Source organism: Rhodococcus sp. 008 (assembly GCF_001682295.1).
Classification (GTDB): domain Bacteria; phylum Actinomycetota; class Actinomycetes; order Mycobacteriales; family Mycobacteriaceae; genus Rhodococcus_F; species Rhodococcus_F qingshengii.
The window spans coordinates 49,615-64,460 of sequence record NZ_CP015204.1 but is presented as its reverse complement, the minus strand read 5'-3'; the positions used below and the strand labels follow the sequence as shown (position 1 = coordinate 64,460).

Here is a 14,846-nt window from a genome sequence, read left to right as displayed (position 1 = left end):
TCATTGACAGATGACGAACGACGAGGAAGACCGCCTGATCGATAAGACGCGTACACGTCTGATCGCGAAGTACCCCTCGGTGTCGGAAGAGACCGTAGCCGGGGCGGTGGAATCCGCCCACGCTCACTTCGCCGGACACCGGATACGAGATTTCGTTCCTCTGCTCGTCGAACGTATGGCGAAAGAGAAACTCTCCACCTTGGTCACCTCGTAAAGAGCGTGCCGGCCACCGACGAAGACTCCGACATCGCGCAAGCAAGAGTGTTTCTGGCTCTGCTGAACGCGGAGATCAACGACCTCACCGCGCGTATAGAAGCCGCGGTCCGTCTCGAACGACATGCCCGCGTGAGCGACAATCTGACGACGACATCGATAGCTCGAACCGATGCGATCACCCTGCGAAAAGAACTCCACGGCGTACACCGACTGATCAAGCAACTCACCGACAGGTTCCCGACCCTGTGATCAGCTTTTCACGAACCGGCATCCTTTTTAGCGGGTTCCCGAGCGCAGATGCCGTGATCCCCAGCGCCTACTCGAAAGCGTTCCTCACCTGTGCGTCGAGGGGTGTTTTCGTGTCGTTGCGGTAGAGCCCGCTGAACAGGTCATGTGCCTCAAACCGGATCCCTCTCGTCATCGATACCCATGAACAGAAGCCCACCGAAGTAAATTTCTGCCGGTCAATGACCGGCAGTGCACAAGCTGGCCGGGGTAACCGTGTACGTCACCGATGCCGGCGGAACCAACAGCGTCGAAATCGACATGCTCGTCACTGCAGACGCCATCACCGAAGCGCCGGCCATCTAGACCTGGAGCATCCCGAACGCACGAAAAGGGCCGGTGAGCAATGCGCTCACCGGCCCTGCACGTACAAAATGGACCTGGTCACCACTCCTGGACGATGTCGACGGTGCTCGTCCAGATCGCGGGGTTGTTCACGCTGAACGAGACCTGACCTTGGTGGTTGGCGGTCTCGTCGACCAGCTGGCCGATAGTGGCGCGGACGATGGTCCCGTTGTTGTAGATCGAGCCATCACCGGAATACACGCCCCAGTATTCGCCGGGGATGGAGTTGAGGAAATCAGCGGCGTTGGTGTCGGCGAGGAAACGCGTCTCGTTCTGATCGAACCGAACACCGACATAACCGTCTCCGGAATACGGCGTAGCGGCAGAAGCGACACCCGCCCCGAGGAGAGCGACAGCACCGGCCGCGACCGGTACCAACAGCGCAGCTACAGCCATACGTGAACGGGACATGAAAACCTCCTGTGACGCGAAGGCTGCATCGGCCGCAACCAACTTTGATGTAACTGACGGTATCGCAAAAAGCGGTAACCGAACATTTGCGACAAGATGACCTCGATCACGTTCGAGTGGAGGAGAAATGCCCCCGAAGGTTGCACTAGTACGAATTGACTAGGCCAAAGGCCGAAGGTGCAGCGAAAATCCGCTATGTGACTGCGCGATCCCGCTGGATTGGTTGCTCTCCAGTGAACGCTGGGCACTCAATCCGGCCGGTCGGGTCAACCTCGACTGGCGACGGCACTTATTGGCGAGGTGCTTCGGAATATGCACGCCGATGACTGTGTGAAACATGCCTCTGAACTGCAGAAACAAAAGTGTGTACCCCCTTTACTTGAATTGTGTAGGGGGGTACACTTATTCTTATGACGAAGCGAACGGAACTTCTCAAGGAGATACGAGCATTTGCCAAGGATGCGGGGCTCGAGATCGATGAGACCGAGGGCGGAAATCACACCAAAGTGGTGGTCGGGGGACGGCGCACCGTTGTCGCCCGGCACTCGGAAATTCCCGAGTTGACCGCCAAGGCAATTCGCAAGCAGCTCGGGATGACCGAGGCACGGAAGGGGAAGAAATGAAGGTCACAGCACACGCAGTCCGATCCGGAGACTGGTGGTCGGTGGACGTTCCCGAGGTCGACGGGCTGTTCACCCAGGCCCGGCGTCTCGATCTAATCCCGGCGATGGTCGCAGACGCAGGAGAGTTGCTCACCGACATTCCTGCAGCCGAGTTCGAGGTCACCCTCGACTACGACTTCGATCCGGCCGCACGCCGCGAGATCGAGGAAGTCAAACAGCTCAACGCAGCCGCTCAGCGAGCAGTCGACGAAGCCTCGCGCCAGTCGCGTGCAGTCGTTCACGACCTTCGGCAGCGCGGTCTGTCCGTCCGCGAAATCGGCGTCATGCTGGGCATCACCCCCTCTCGGGTCTCTCAGCTCGGCAAGGACAAGGCCACGGCCTGAACCATCCATGTGCGGCGTGGCTCGAACACCGGGCGCGCCGCACGTCACTGCGCCCTGGCGATGTGTCATCTCGCCAGGGCAGCGATCCATTCGTCGGCAGTCTCCGGGAGCCAGCCGCGATTTCGCCCGACTTCCCCGTCCTCGCCTGGTAGTCGACCGTCCTTGCGATACCCCTTCATCGTGTTGACCGATATGTTGGCGCGCTCGGCGAACTCGCCCAGCGACAAGTAGTGAACACACGTGCTTTCGGCCGCCAGTAGTCGATCCGGATCGGTGTAGTCGTACAGATCGGTACGAGCGCCGGCGCCCACCCGATGGTCGAGCCAGTAGTCGGCAGTCTCCGGGAGCCAGCCGCGATTTCGCCCGACTTCCCCGTCCTCGCCCGGTAGTCGCCCTTCTTTGCGGTACTTCTTCATCGTGTCGAAGGCTATGTCGACGCGCTCGGCGAACTCCCCGAGAGACAAGTAATGAATCATGCCCAACACTGTACCCCCTTACGGGTTGACCCTCCCCCCTTATGGGTGTACTATTTGTTTATGGGGGTCGGGGAGCAGATTCTCGAAATCCGGCGCTAAGGATTTACGGCAGATAGTAGCGTACTATCTGCCGTAACTCGTGAGTCGTCCTGCCGCGATGGTCGTTCCGGAGATGGGCGACTCCGGAAACTATCTGCCGTAGTGCTGAAGGGCGGTCGGGGTGGGATCGGTGAGCTCGCTACCGGCGCGGGCCGCCGGGATCCGGCTGGCGGACGCGACGCGGACCTTTCTGGGCACGATCGCGGCGGTGAACACCCGCCGCGCCTACGCCTCGGCGTTGGATCGGATGGTGCGCGACTTCGGCGCGGACGGCGATGTCGGGTTGTTGAACCCGGATCGGGTGTCGGGGTGGTTCGACTACGTGTGGGGCGACAAGGCCCCCAAGACCTACAACCTCCGGCTGACCGCGGTGTCGGCGGCGTGCGCCTACTGACGCGATCAACAGTGGCTGACCGGCGATCCGGTGTCGCGCCTGCGGGCGCGGCCGAGTGCGCCGGACAACAGCAAGGCGATGACCGCCGCCGAGGTTGCGGAGCTGCTGGGCATGGACGCGGCCCTGCGCGAGCGGGTGTTCTGGTCGATGCTGTATGAGTCCGCCGCGCGGGCGGAGGAGATCCTGAATCTCGACATCGAGGACCTGGACACCGTGAACCGATGCGCCACGGTCACCCGCAAGGGCGGCGCCCGCGAGGTGATCTATTGGCAGACCGGCACCGCACGGCCGCTGCCCCGGCTGATCGCCGGACGGAAGTCCGGGCCGCTGTTCCTGACCGACCGCAAAGCCAAGCCGTCGGTCGCCAAGACCGACACCGACAACTCGACCGGCCGCGCCCGACTTTCCTACCGCCGCGCCGCGACGCTCCTCGAGGAGCACACCGAAGGGATGCGACGCGGACCGTTCACGCTGCACCAGCTGCGGCACTCGCGACTGACCCACGCCGCAGAGAAGGGCGCTTCCACGCCGATGCTGATGGCGTTGAGCGGACACACCTCGGTGCGCAGCCTGGTCAAATACGCGAAGGTCTCCGCCGAGGCGCTGGGGCGCTGGCAGGCCGAGACCGATCCCGCTGCGCGGCGGCGCTCCCGCTGAATCTCTCAGTAGCTGACGGTGACGAGTTCCGGCGCGTGTCTGCGTATCTTGTTCAGCACCTTGACTGTTCGGCCCGAGCGCATCTGCTCGAGGGGGGCCGAAAGAGACCAATCAAGTGCGGCACCGTCGATGGGTGTGGTCTTCCGCGTCCGGGAACTCATAGCCGCTGCCGGGCGTGCGTGGTCGTGGTGTTTGTCGGATCCGGCGGGGGCACGGCCGAGAGTAGGGCCGTGAGGTCGCGCGAGACCTCGCCGGGGTTGGAACAGCCGTGGGAGATGAGCGCGCGGGAGCGCGGCTTCGGTCAGGCCGTATCGGATATGGACGGCGTCGTGGTTCCCGGGAACTCGAATGTGCCGGAGTCGTCCGTCGGTCTACGTGCGTTGCGCGGAGTCGTCCCGAATCTCACTGCGGAGAACGTGTTTGAGGATCTTGCCGGAAGGGTTGCGCGGGATGTCACGGACGATCAGATCGCGCGGCAGTTTGTAGTCCGCGACGTATTCGGCGGCGTACGTCCGCAGCTCCTCGAGGGTCACCTCGCGACCGGGAACCGGGGTCACGATCGCGACGATGGTCTCCCCGAATGTGGCGTGGTCCAGGCCGACGACGGCAACGTCCTGGACGTCGGGGTGCCCCGCGAGGGCGTTCTCGACCTCGATCGAGTAGACGTTGCGGCCGCCGGTGATGATCATGTCCTTGAGCCGGTCGACGATCGTGATGAAACCGTCGGCGTCGCGGACGGCGAGGTCCCCGGTGTGCAGCCACCCGTCTCGGATGGTCTCGGCGGTGGCCTCGGGCTTGTTCCAGTAGCCCTTCATGATGGTCTCGCCGCGCAGGATGATCTCGCCGGTCATCCCCGTCGGGACATCGTTGCCATCCGGATCGACCAGCCGGAACTCGGCATTCGTGATCGGCCAGCGTCCCGTCGCATCGGGACGGACGGCGACCTCGTCAGGCGTGGAGTAGATGCCGGTGGGGCCACCCTCGGTCGGCCCGCACAGCTGGAAGAAGCCGACGTCCGGGAAGGTCGTCACGAGTTTCGCGACCGCAGTCGGCGGCATCGGTGCCGCCCCGAAGAAGCCGAGCCGCCAGTGCGAGAGGTCGCGCCGCTCGAGGTCGGGGACCGTCAACATCATCTGATACATGGTGGGAACACCGAGGAAGACGGTGATCCGGTATCGCTCGAGGGCGTCGAGGACGGCGGCGGGCTCGAATGCCGGCAACACGACGTGGGTGGTGCCCATCGAGAAGCCGCTGAGCACGAACAGCACCAGTTCGGCGCAGTGGTACATCGGTGCCACGTGCAGGTTCCGGTCGAAGGAGTTGACGCCGAGCGAGGACACCGCGTGGCCGACCCACAGCAGCCGGTGGTGATCGAACAGCGCACCCTTCGGTTTCCCGGTGGTGCCGGAGGTGTAGATGATCATGCAGTCGTCGTCCTCGCGCACCTCGACCTGTGGGTCGCTGTCCGGCATGGAGGACGCCAGCTGGACGAAATCGTCGAAGCCGTCCGCGCCGTCCAGCGAAAGCGCCGGGGCAGCGGGCGCCTGCTCCAGCTTGGCCAGGTCCCGCACCGCCGCGACGGTGTCCCCACCGAACAGCAGCACCGACGCGCCGGAGTCCTCGAGCAGATACGCCAGCTCCCGGGCCGTGGACCGCGGGTTGAACGGGGAGACGATCGCGCCGACCTTGAACGCGCCGTACAGCGCGAGGAGGAAGCGGTCGGAGTTCGGCGACAGCACCGCCACGCGGTCGCCCTTCTGCACGCCGAGGGACAGCAGCGCGTTGGCGTACTGGTTGATTTCCCGGTCGAGCTGCCCGTAGCTGCGCTCGACGCCCTCGAAGATCAGCGCGGGCCGGTCCGGGTGGCGGCGTGCGTTCAATGTCAGTTGTCCACCAAGGGTTGCCATGATTCTCCTATGATCGGCGGGTGGTCTGCTAAGCAAATGTGGGGGGACGTTTGGTGAGGACGGCGTCGGCGCCCTCGGCGAAATCCGGTGTGCCGATGAGTTCGATCTGTCCGGCTCGTTCACGCTCGAGGGCGTGGTCGAGGTGGCCCAGGGTGGACGCGGCGAGCGCCCGTCTGGTCAGTTCGAGGGCGCGCCGCGGCCCGGCTCCCAGCGTGCCGGCGACGGCCTCGACATGGGCCGCGAGCTGGTCATCCGGCAGGATCCGGGCCACCAAGCCGGTCTGGGCGGCGTCGGTGGCGGAAAGCCGCTGCCCGAGCAGCGCTAATTCTGTAGCCCGCGCCCGGCCGATCGCCGCGGCGACGAGCGCGGTCGCGCCGCCGTCGGGCATCAGCCCGATGCTGGTGAACGACAACAGGAAATACGCGCTTTCGGCGGCGTAGGTGAGGTCTGCGGCGCAGGCGAGCGCCACTCCGTACCCGACCGCGGGGCCGTTGACGGCGGCGATGACGGGGACCGGCGCGGAGACGATGCCGCGGATCACCCGGTTCGCGGCGTCCATCACCACCTCGGGTTCCTCGCCCGTCACCGCGGTCAGATCCGCTCCCGTGCAGAAGGCTCTTCCCGCGCCGGTGAGCACGATCGCGCGGGCACCGGTCGCTTCCGCCCCGCTGATCGCGGTGTCGAGTGCGACCAGGTCGTCGACGCCGAGGGCGTTCATGCGGCCGGGCCGGTCGATCGTGATGTGAAGCAGGCGGCCGGTGCGGACGGTCCGGATAGCGGTCGGGGTCATCGGATCAGCCGAGCCGCTCGATGATGGTGACGTTGGCTTGTCCGCCGCCCTCGCACATGGTCTGCAACCCGTAGCGTCCGCCGGAGCGTTCGAGTTCGTGCAGCATGGTGGTCATCAGCCGGGTGCCGGTGGCGCCGATCGGGTGGCCGAGAGCGATGGCGCCGCCGTTGGGGTTCACCCGCTCCGGGTCGGCGCCGGTCTCCTGCAACCACGCCATCACGACCGGGGCGAACGCCTCGTTGACCTCGAACACGTCGAAGTCGTCGATGCGCATGCCGGTCCGCTCGAGTGCCCGTTCGGTGGCGGGGATCGGTGCGGCGAGCATCATGACCGGATCGGCGCCGAGCACGGTCAGGTGATGGATCCGGGCCCGCGGAGCCAGGTCGTGGCGGCGTACCGCCTCGGCGGAGGCGATGAGCATGCCCGAGGCGCCGTCGGAGATCTGGCTGGCGACCGCGGCGCTCAAGCGCCCCCCCGGCGTGAGGCTCGGCAGGGCGGCCATCTTCTCCGGTGTGGTGTCGGCGCGCGGTCCTTCGTCGGTCGTCATCTGCTGGTAGGGGAGGATCTCGGCGGCGAAGCGTCCGCCGGCGATCGCCTGCAGCGCCCGGCGGTGGCTTTCCAGGGCGTACTGCTCCATCGCCTCCCGGTCGATTCCCCACTTTTCGGCGATCATCTCGGCGCCGCGGAACTGCGAGATCGTCTCGTCCCCGTAGCGGGCCCGCCACCTCGTCGAGCCCGAGTAGGGGTCGCGCACGCCGAACGCCTCGCCCGCGGTGACCGACGACATCAGTGGGATCTGGCTCATGTTCTGCACCCCGCCCGCGACGATGAGGTCGGCGGTGCCGCTCATCACGGCCTGCGCGGCGAAATGTACAGCCTGTTGCGAGGATCCGCACTGGCGGTCGATGGTCACGCCGGGCACTGTCTCGGGCAGGCCCGCAGCGAGGGCCGCGGTGCGGGCGATATCGCCCGCCTGCGGACCGATGTTGTCCAGGCAGCCGAGGATCACGTCGTCGACCGACGCGGGGTCGACACCGTTGCGTTCGACGAGTGCGCCGATCACATGGGCCGCGAGGTCGACCGGGTGTGCGGCGGCCAGTGCGCCGCGGCGGCGGCCTACCGGGGTGCGTGCCGCGTCGATGATGTATGCCTCTGGCATTGATGTCTCCGAATCGTCGTCTCAGGTGGTCGATGGTTGACGTGTGCGCGAGTGCAGGTAGGCGTCGAGCAGGACGGTCAGCACGACGCGGCCTTCGCTGTCGACCACGGTGCTCTCGGTGGTGACGAGGGCGCGTGCCCGGTCGTCGAACTGGATGTCGTCGATGACGACGGTGCCGGTCAGCACGTCTCCTGGACGCACGGGACGGCGGAACCGCAGATCTCGGATGCCGCGCCCGGCAATGGCCGCCCAGCTGTGCCCCACTGCGTCGAATGTCAGCCGTTGCAGGATCGCCAACGTGTGGATTCCACTGGCGATCAGGCCACCGAACTGGCCGTCCTGCGCCGCCGCCCGGTCGATGTGAAACCACTGGGGATCCCAGTGGGTGGCGAAGTCGACGAGTTCGGCCTCGGTCACCGTGTGTGAGCCCAAGTCGAAACGCTGGCCGATGCCCAGGTCCTCGGCGTATACAAGGCGTGTGTGCTCATGGTGCGATCCCACCTGCACGCCGACGGGTTTCACCGCGGCGCCATGCGGATCGCGCCGTCGAGGCGGATGGTTTCGCCGTTGAGCATCGGGTTGGTCACGATCGCCTCGACCAGCTGCGCGTACTCGGCGGGGTCGCCGAGCCGGTTCGGGTGCGGCACCTGCTGTCCCAGCGAAATCTGAGCCGCCTCGGGCAGCGTGCCCAGCAGCGGGGTCTTGAACAGGCCGGGCGCGATGGTGTTCACCCGGATCAGCAGCGACGCCAGGTCGCGGGCGATCGGCAGGGTGGCGCCGACGATCCCGCCCTTCGATGCCGAGTACGCGGCCTGTCCGATCTGCCCGTCGAAGGCCGCGACCGAGGCGGTGTTGACGATCACGCCGCGCTCGCCGTCGACGGGCTCGTTCTGCGACATCGCGTGCGCGGCGAGGCGGATGACGTTGAAGGTTCCGGTCAGGTTGACCTTGACGATCTTCTCGAATTCGGCCAGCGGGAACGGTCCGTTCTTACCGACGGTCTTGACGGCGTTGCCGATGCCGGCGCAGTTCACGGTGATTCGCAGTGAGGACTCCGCGTTGGCGCGCTCGACCGCCTCGGTGACCGCGGCCTCGTCGGTGACATCCGCCGGAGCGAATTCCACGGTGTCGCCGAGAGCAGCCAGCGCATCCGTGTTCGCGGTGGGCAGGTCGACGGCGATTACCCGGGCGCCCGACTTGGCGAGGGCGGTGACGGTGGCCAGTCCGAGGCCCGAGGCTCCGCCGGTGACGAGTGCGTTGGTTCCGGTGATATGCATGAATACTCCTGACGAAATAGGTTGAGAACATCGGGTTTTTGACAAAGTGAGGTGTGACTGACGCAGTGGTGTCACTGCGCGAAGGTCAACCTCATAAGGCGCGGCCGATGAGTTCCTTCATGATCTCGTTGGTGCCGCCGTAGATCTTCTGCACGCGGGAAGCGGCGTACATCTGCGCGATCGGGTACTCCATCATGTAGCCGTAGCCACCGAAGACCTGCAGGCAGCGGTCGACGATCTCGCACTGCTTGTCGCTGCCCCACAGCTTGGCCATCGACGCGGTCGCCGCGTCGAGGGTGCCGTCGAGGTGACGCTGGATGCAGTGGTCCATCAGGGTCTTGCCGGCCAGCACGTCGGTCTTGCACTCGGCGAGTACGAACTTCGTGTTCTGGAAGTTCAGGATCGGCTTGCCGAAGGCGTGACGTTCCTTGGCGTACCTGATGCTCTCCGCCACCGCGGCCTCGGCCACCGCGACACCGCCGACACCGAGGATCAGCCGCTCACGCTGCAGCTGACCCATCAGCTGGTAGAAGCCCTGCCCCTCGACGCCGCCGAGCAGATTCGCTGCCGGCACCCGCATGTCGGTGAACGACAACTCGCGGGTGTCCTGGCCGTGCTGGCCGATCTTGTCCAGCACCCGCCCACGCTCGAACCCCGGAAGATTCTCCGTCTCCGCGACGAGCAGCGAGATACCCTTGGAACCTTGGCTCGGGTCCGTTTTGGCGACGATGACGAGCAGGTCGCAGTGCGACGCGTTCGAGATGAACGTCTTCGAGCCGTTGATCACGTAGTGGCCGCCGTCGCGAACCGCGGTGGTCCGTACGGCCTGCAGGTCCGAGCCGGTGCCGGGTTCGGTCATCGCAATGGCGAGGACGCTCTCACCGCTCGCACATTTCGATAGCCAGCGCTTCTTCTGGTCCTCGGTGGCATAGGCGGCGATGTAGTGCGCGACGATCGTCGAGTGCACGGCGAAGCCGAACGCGGTGTCGTGGGCGTAGGCGATCTCCTGCTGCACGATCGCCTCGTGGCCGAAGTTGCCGCCCCCGCCGCCGTATTCTTCGGCGATGTCGAGGCACAGCAGTCCCGCGGCGCCGGCCTTGGTCCAGAACTCGCGGTCGACCTGGTGCTGCGCGGCCCAACGGTCCTGGTTCGGGGTGGCTTCCTTGCGGAAGAACTCGGCGGCGTGCTTACGCAGCAGCGCCTGATCGTCGGTCTCCCACGGGGAGCGGTAATCGGGGAACAGCTCGCTCATGATCGGTCCTACTTTCCGGTGAATTCGGGGGCGCGCTTGGCGAGGAACGCGGCCTGGCCCTCGCGGCTGTCGGCGGAATGGATGGCAACGTGAAAGTTGCGCTTCTCGTGCTCGAGTCCTTGCGCCAGAGAGGTTTCCAGGGCCTGGAGGGCGGCATCCTTGGCCAGCGCCACCGCGAGCGGTGAGTTGGCGGCGATCCGCTGCGCCATGGCGACCGCCGCTTCGAGGGCGGTGCCGTCCGGGACGGTCTCGGCGACGATGCCGGCCGCGCACGCCCGCTGTGCGGACAGGAAGTCGCCGGTGAGCAGTAGGGCCATCGCCTTGGACTTGCCGACGGCCTGAATCAGGCGCTGGGTTCCGCCGCCGCCCGGGATCACGCCGAGCTTCACCTCCGGGACACCGAACTTGGCGGATTCGCCGGCGATGACGATGTCGCAGGCAAGCGCCAACTCGCAGCCGCCGCCGAGTGCGAGGCCCTCGACCGCAGCGAGGACCGGCTTCGGGAATCGGCCCAGGTCGGCCCAGATGGTGCCGCCCAGCGCGGCTCGATCGCCGAGCAGCGACTGGTCGCGAATGGCGTCGAAATTGGTGATGTCGGCTCCGGCGCAGAAGATCCCGCCGGCGCCGGTGAGCACGATGGCACGGATCTCGTCGTCGTGCCGAGCCGCGACGAGCTCGGTGTTCAAGGCGGTGAGCACCGCCTCGTTCAGACTGTTGCGAGCCTTGGGCCGGTTGATCTCCAGGATCAGGAGGTGGCTGTCGCGGGCCGTGCGTAGCGGGGCGTTGTCGGGGTTCATCGGACGTCCTCGTAGACGTTGGTGTGCGCGGCGCGCATGGCCTTCTTGTCGAGCTTGCCGACGCTGGTGCGGGGCAGCTGGTCCAGATACAGGACGGTCTCGGGCAATTGCCATTTGGCGAATGCATCGGCGAGCAATTCGTGGATCTCCGACAGTGGAAGTTCCTGCCCGTCGGTCGTCACGACGAGTGCTACTGGACGCTCCTGCCACTTCGGGTGCGGGACGCCGATGACGGCCGCCTCGGCGATCTTCGGATGGGCAACGAGTGCGTTCTCCATGTCGATGGAGGAAATCCATTCGCCACCCGACTTGACCACGTCCTTGATCCGGTCGGTGATCTTCAAGTAACCATTCGGGTCGATGGTCCCGACATCGCCGCTACGCCAATACCCGTCGAGGAACTTGTCGGCGTCGTCGTCGAGCTTGTGATAGCGCTCGATGATCCACGGTCCGCGCAGCAGCACTTCACCCTGACTCGTGCCGTCGTGCGGGAGATCGTTGCCTTCCGCGTCGACGATCCGGATGTCGATGCCGTTGACCGGCAAACCCTGCTTACGCTTGAGATCCCACTTCTCCTCGTCCGAGATCACACCGCGCAGCGAGGGCTTCAGTCCCCGGTTCACCGCGACCAGAGGGGTGGTCTCGGTGGCGCCGTAGGCGTGGATGACGTCGGCTCCAGTGATGTCGTGGAAGTCGCGCATCAGCGACAGCGGCGGCTCGGTGGCACCGGACAGCAGCCGCGCGCGGGAGAAGTCCGGTGCGACCGCAAGCGTCTTGATGTAGTTCATCATGGGCTGGAAGATCGCCGGCGCACCGTTTGCGACGGTGACTTGCTCCGCGATCATCGCGTCCACGAGGACGGATGTGTCCTCGGCGATGTAGCGACCGGGCAGCACGATTTTTGCGGCACTGTAGGCGGCCGCCTGGGGTAGGCCCCAGCCCTGGCCGTGGAACATCGGCGTGATGAGCATGACGGCATCGTCGCTGCTCATCCCGAGTCCGGCGACCTCGGCGAGGGTGTGCAGGTAGATGCCGCGATGCGAGTAGTAGATGCCCTTGGGCCTGCCGGTGGTGCCGGTGGTGTAACACGCGCTGTAGGAGGAGGTTTCGTCGATGACCGGCCAGTCGATCTCCGGGCCGGCGTCCGCGAGCAGGTCCTCCCAGTGCACCGCGTGCGGGAGCGTGGTGGTGATGTCGGCCAGCGGCTTATCGGTCATCACCACCCACGTCTTCACGTTCGGCGTATGCGGTGCCAGCGCCTCGGCAACCGGAAGCAGCGACTCGTCGATGAGGACCACCGATGCATCACTGTGTCCGGTGACGTAAGCGAGATCCTCTGGCGCCAAACGCAGGTTCATCTGCAACATCACGGCAGCGAGGCCGGGAATCGCCCAGTACAGCTCGTAGTGCCGCTTGCTGTTCCAGTCGAGGATCCCGACCACATCGCCCGGCCCGACGCCGATCGAGCGAAGTGCATTGGCACTTCGTTGGATTCGCGCGTAGGCATCGGCGTAGGTGTACCGGTCCCAGCCGCCGTCCGCGGTGCGGTACACGATCTCCTGCTCGGGATAGGTGCGCGCGGCGTGCCGGATGATGGTGGTGGTGTTGAGTTGATAGTGGTCGCCGTGGGTGGAGGGCAGGCCCCTCACGATCTCGTGGCTCATGACGTCCTCAGATGCGTTCGATGATGGTGGCGTTCGCGGTGCCGGTGGCCTCGCAGACGGTCTGCAAGCCGAACCTCTTGCCGGAGCGTTCGAGTTCGCAGAGCAGGTCGGTGAGCATCCGGGCTCCGGTCGAGCCCAGCGGGTGGCCGAGGGCGACGGAGCCGCCGTTGACGTTCAGCTTGTCGTCCGGGACGCCGAATTCCCGTTGGAAGATCAGCGGCACACCGGCGAAGGCCTCGTTGACCTCGAACAGGTCGATCTCCTCGACGGCCAACCCGCTTCGGCCGAGCGCCTTGTGGGCGGCGTCGAGGATCGCGGTGAACTGGATGATCGGGTCGGCGGCGGCGACCGACAGCGCGCGGAACCGGGCGCGTGGGATGAGGCCGTTGCGCTCGGCGTACTCGCGGTCGGCGATCAGCAGCGCGGCCGCGCCGTCGCTGATCTGCGAGGAGTTGGCCGCCGTGGTCCGCCCGTCGGCGCCGAACACGGCTTTCAGGCTCGCCATCTTGGCGGGGTCGATGTGCTCGCGGATGCCCTCGTCCGAGTCGATGACCGGACCGGTCGGGTCGTCGGGGTCGGCGGTGATCGGCACCATCTGGTCGCGGAACTTCCCGGCCCGCGTCGCGGCGTGCGCCCGCTCGTGGCTGCGAGCGCTGAACGCGTCCAACGCCGCTCGGCTCAGGTCGAACCTCTCGTTCATCAGCTCCGACGACGGGCCCTGCGCCATCAGCCCACCGTCGTAGCGGTCGAGTTCGCGCGGGCTGTACTGCGGGCCGAGCGGCGCGCCGGGCAGGAACGCCGGAGGCATCGGCACCCGTGACATCGACTCGACGCCGCAGGCGATCACCAGGTCGTGGGAACCCGCCATCACCGCCTGGGCGGCGAAGCTGACCGCCTGCTGCCCTGAACCGCACTGGCGGTCGATCGTCACCGTGGGGACCGACTCGGGCAGCCCGGCGGCGAGCACCGCGTGGCGGCCGAGATTGCCCGACTGGACATCGTGCTGGATGACGCAGCCGGTGATGACGTCCTCGATCGCGGCGGGGTCGACGCCGGCGCGGGCCACAAGCTCCCGCAGCGTCTGCCCGAGCAGGTCCACCGGATGCCATGCGCTGAGGATCCCTCCGCGACGGCCGACCGGGGTCCGGACCGCGCCGACGATAACGGCCTCGCGAACACTCATGACAAAGCTCCTTGTGCTGAATTACGGGGTGCCGAATCGCGGATTCCGATCAGGGGAATGTCGAGGCGCTTCGCGACCTCCTCCCATTCGCGCGTCGGCTTGGAAAGAAACGTCTGCTCGAGCTCCTCCTGGGTGCCCTCGACACCGAGACCGGCGCGGGCGCGCTCCCAGAAGTGCGGCTCGAGCGCGGCCAGCGCGACGTGGCCGTCGGAGCTGGAGTAGATCCGGTAACCGGGATGCGCCCCGCCGAGCGGCGCGCCCGCTCCCATCAGACCGTGCCGAACTGCGGCGCCGGCGTCGGCGGCCGCCTGTTCGAGGACGACCCGCTCGCGGTGTCCCACGCCGGACTCCGCGGCCACGCGCAGGGCGAGCAGGGCCGCGGACACGGCGCGCTCGGCGCCGAGCAGGTCGGCCACCGGGACGGTCGGCATCGTCGGCGGCTGGAGAGTGCCGTGCAGGGCCTGGTACGTCAGGTCATGGCCGGGCTGCTCCGCCGCGATCCCGTCGTGCCCGACGATCTCGATATGCGACAGGTGCGGATTCGCCGCGGTCAACTCGTCCAGGCCGAGCTTGACCAGCGCCGAGGGGCGCATGGCGGTGAGCATCAGGTCGGCACGCGACAGCTCGCGCGCCGCCACCGCCCGATCAGCGGGGTCCTTGAGGTCGAGGGTCACGACCCGCTGGCCCACAGTGAGCTCGTCGTACCACGTCGGCGCCACGGCCCGCAGCGGGTCGCCGGCCGGCGGTTCGATCTTGGTGACGGTGGCGCCCAGCGCCCGTAGCCGCGCGGCGGCGAGCGGGCCCGGCAGATTGATCGCGAGCGACACCACCTGCACGCCCTGCAGCGAACTCGACTGCGACATCATCAACCCCTTCTTGACTATACGGATGTATAGCCATTAATGCGCATGTACTGTCTAATGTCAAG

18 protein-coding genes are annotated in these 14,846 nt (G+C 66.4%); 6 read left to right on the top strand and 12 right to left on the bottom strand.

Going from position 1 to position 14,846, the window contains the following annotated elements:
* Positions 1-10: 10 nt before the first annotated feature.
* Positions 11-214, top strand: coding sequence for a three-helix bundle dimerization domain-containing protein (locus AOT96_RS33980; RefSeq protein WP_030537302.1), 204 nt, complete (start codon positions 11-13; stop codon positions 212-214).
* A 5-nt stretch (positions 215-219) separates the two neighbouring features.
* Positions 220-465 (top strand): hypothetical protein, encoded by a 246-nt coding sequence (locus AOT96_RS33975; RefSeq protein WP_030537303.1) that lies wholly within the window; start codon positions 220-222, stop codon positions 463-465.
* 420 nt (positions 466-885) lie between these two features.
* Here the strand turns inward: AOT96_RS33975 and AOT96_RS33970 are convergent, their stop codons facing one another.
* On the bottom strand, positions 886-1,257 hold the full coding sequence (locus tag AOT96_RS33970) for a hypothetical protein (protein WP_065353047.1): 372 nt from the start codon (positions 1,255-1,257) through the stop codon (positions 886-888).
* A 410-nt stretch (positions 1,258-1,667) separates the two neighbouring features.
* Between AOT96_RS33970 and AOT96_RS33965 the strand changes: the two genes are divergently transcribed.
* Together AOT96_RS33965 and AOT96_RS33960 are read left to right on the top strand one after the other, a co-directional pair.
* Positions 1,668-1,880, top strand: coding sequence for a hypothetical protein (locus tag AOT96_RS33965; RefSeq protein ID WP_030537305.1), 213 nt, complete (start codon positions 1,668-1,670; stop codon positions 1,878-1,880).
* Complete coding sequence (locus tag AOT96_RS33960) at positions 1,877-2,263, top strand: hypothetical protein (RefSeq protein WP_030537306.1); 387 nt, start codon at positions 1,877-1,879, stop codon at positions 2,261-2,263. The genes AOT96_RS33965 and AOT96_RS33960 overlap by 4 nt, the downstream gene beginning before the upstream one ends.
* 65 nt (positions 2,264-2,328) lie before the next feature.
* Here the strand turns inward: AOT96_RS33960 and AOT96_RS36270 are convergent, their stop codons facing one another.
* On the bottom strand, positions 2,329-2,739 hold the full coding sequence (locus AOT96_RS36270) for a hypothetical protein (protein WP_037126934.1): 411 nt from the start codon (positions 2,737-2,739) through the stop codon (positions 2,329-2,331).
* A 229-nt stretch (positions 2,740-2,968) separates the two neighbouring features.
* On the opposite strand from AOT96_RS36270, the gene AOT96_RS33950 reads away from it, so the two are divergent.
* Together AOT96_RS33950 and AOT96_RS33945 are read left to right on the top strand one after the other, a co-directional pair.
* Positions 2,969-3,232, top strand: a complete 264-nt coding sequence (locus AOT96_RS33950; protein WP_225330463.1) for a hypothetical protein — start codon at positions 2,969-2,971, stop codon at positions 3,230-3,232.
* Positions 3,233-3,310: 78 nt separating this feature from the next.
* On the top strand, positions 3,311-3,889 hold the full coding sequence (locus AOT96_RS33945; RefSeq protein ID WP_202916944.1) for a tyrosine-type recombinase/integrase: 579 nt from the start codon (positions 3,311-3,313) through the stop codon (positions 3,887-3,889).
* Between the two features lie 371 nt (positions 3,890-4,260).
* Here the strand turns inward: AOT96_RS33945 and AOT96_RS33940 are convergent, their stop codons facing one another.
* From AOT96_RS33940 to AOT96_RS33895, 10 genes are all read right to left on the bottom strand, one after another.
* Positions 4,261-5,796 (bottom strand): class I adenylate-forming enzyme family protein, encoded by a 1,536-nt coding sequence (locus AOT96_RS33940; RefSeq protein ID WP_011331209.1) that lies wholly within the window; start codon positions 5,794-5,796, stop codon positions 4,261-4,263.
* Positions 5,797-5,824: 28 nt separating this feature from the next.
* A complete protein-coding gene (locus AOT96_RS33935; RefSeq protein ID WP_011331210.1) occupies positions 5,825-6,586 on the bottom strand; it encodes an enoyl-CoA hydratase in 762 nt (253 codons plus the stop codon).
* A gap of 4 nt (positions 6,587-6,590) precedes the next feature.
* Complete coding sequence (locus AOT96_RS33930) at positions 6,591-7,745, bottom strand: acetyl-CoA C-acetyltransferase (protein WP_011331211.1); 1,155 nt, start codon at positions 7,743-7,745, stop codon at positions 6,591-6,593.
* Positions 7,746-7,766: 21 nt separating this feature from the next.
* Positions 7,767-8,267: a MaoC family dehydratase gene (locus tag AOT96_RS33925; RefSeq protein WP_011331212.1), complete on the bottom strand. Its 501-nt coding sequence runs from the start codon at positions 8,265-8,267 to the stop codon at positions 7,767-7,769.
* Positions 8,264-9,022 carry a 3-hydroxyacyl-CoA dehydrogenase gene (locus AOT96_RS33920; protein ID WP_011331213.1) on the bottom strand — a complete coding sequence of 253 codons (759 nt, stop codon included), beginning with the start codon at positions 9,020-9,022 and terminating at the stop codon, positions 8,264-8,266. Before AOT96_RS33920 ends, AOT96_RS33925 begins: the two co-directional genes overlap by 4 nt.
* A gap of 91 nt (positions 9,023-9,113) precedes the next feature.
* Positions 9,114-10,274 (bottom strand): acyl-CoA dehydrogenase family protein, encoded by a 1,161-nt coding sequence (locus tag AOT96_RS33915; protein ID WP_011331214.1) that lies wholly within the window; start codon positions 10,272-10,274, stop codon positions 9,114-9,116.
* Between the two features lie 8 nt (positions 10,275-10,282).
* On the bottom strand, positions 10,283-11,071 hold the full coding sequence (locus AOT96_RS33910) for an enoyl-CoA hydratase/isomerase family protein (protein ID WP_011331215.1): 789 nt from the start codon (positions 11,069-11,071) through the stop codon (positions 10,283-10,285).
* On the bottom strand, positions 11,068-12,735 hold the full coding sequence (locus AOT96_RS33905; protein ID WP_011331216.1) for a long-chain-fatty-acid--CoA ligase: 1,668 nt from the start codon (positions 12,733-12,735) through the stop codon (positions 11,068-11,070). Before AOT96_RS33905 ends, AOT96_RS33910 begins: the two co-directional genes overlap by 4 nt.
* A 7-nt stretch (positions 12,736-12,742) precedes the next feature.
* Positions 12,743-13,918, bottom strand: coding sequence for a thiolase family protein (locus tag AOT96_RS33900; protein WP_065353039.1), 1,176 nt, complete (start codon positions 13,916-13,918; stop codon positions 12,743-12,745).
* Positions 13,915-14,781 (bottom strand): CoA transferase, encoded by an 867-nt coding sequence (locus tag AOT96_RS33895; protein ID WP_011331218.1) that lies wholly within the window; start codon positions 14,779-14,781, stop codon positions 13,915-13,917. The genes AOT96_RS33900 and AOT96_RS33895 overlap by 4 nt, the downstream gene beginning before the upstream one ends.
* Between the last annotated feature and the right edge of the window lie 65 nt (positions 14,782-14,846).

Coding starts and splice junctions, on each gene's coding strand:
- AOT96_RS33980 (WP_030537302.1), top strand. CDS start 11: ATGACGAACGACGAGGAAGACCGCCTGATCGATAAGACGCGTACACGT.
- AOT96_RS33970 (WP_065353047.1), bottom strand. CDS start 1,257: ATGTCCCGTTCACGTATGGCTGTAGCTGCGCTGTTGGTACCGGTCGCG.
- AOT96_RS33965 (WP_030537305.1), top strand. CDS start 1,668: ATGACGAAGCGAACGGAACTTCTCAAGGAGATACGAGCATTTGCCAAG.
- AOT96_RS33960 (WP_030537306.1), top strand. CDS start 1,877: ATGAAGGTCACAGCACACGCAGTCCGATCCGGAGACTGGTGGTCGGTG.
- AOT96_RS36270 (WP_037126934.1), bottom strand. CDS start 2,739: ATGATTCATTACTTGTCTCTCGGGGAGTTCGCCGAGCGCGTCGACATA.
- AOT96_RS33945 (WP_202916944.1), top strand. CDS start 3,311: ATGACCGCCGCCGAGGTTGCGGAGCTGCTGGGCATGGACGCGGCCCTG.
- AOT96_RS33940 (WP_011331209.1), bottom strand. CDS start 5,796: ATGGCAACCCTTGGTGGACAACTGACATTGAACGCACGCCGCCACCCG.
- AOT96_RS33935 (WP_011331210.1), bottom strand. CDS start 6,586: ATGACCCCGACCGCTATCCGGACCGTCCGCACCGGCCGCCTGCTTCAC.
- AOT96_RS33930 (WP_011331211.1), bottom strand. CDS start 7,745: ATGCCAGAGGCATACATCATCGACGCGGCACGCACCCCGGTAGGCCGC.
- AOT96_RS33920 (WP_011331213.1), bottom strand. CDS start 9,022: ATGCATATCACCGGAACCAACGCACTCGTCACCGGCGGAGCCTCGGGC.
- AOT96_RS33915 (WP_011331214.1), bottom strand. CDS start 10,274: ATGAGCGAGCTGTTCCCCGATTACCGCTCCCCGTGGGAGACCGACGAT.
- AOT96_RS33910 (WP_011331215.1), bottom strand. CDS start 11,071: ATGAACCCCGACAACGCCCCGCTACGCACGGCCCGCGACAGCCACCTC.
- AOT96_RS33905 (WP_011331216.1), bottom strand. CDS start 12,735: ATGAGCCACGAGATCGTGAGGGGCCTGCCCTCCACCCACGGCGACCAC.
- AOT96_RS33900 (WP_065353039.1), bottom strand. CDS start 13,918: ATGAGTGTTCGCGAGGCCGTTATCGTCGGCGCGGTCCGGACCCCGGTC.
- AOT96_RS33895 (WP_011331218.1), bottom strand. CDS start 14,781: ATGTCGCAGTCGAGTTCGCTGCAGGGCGTGCAGGTGGTGTCGCTCGCG.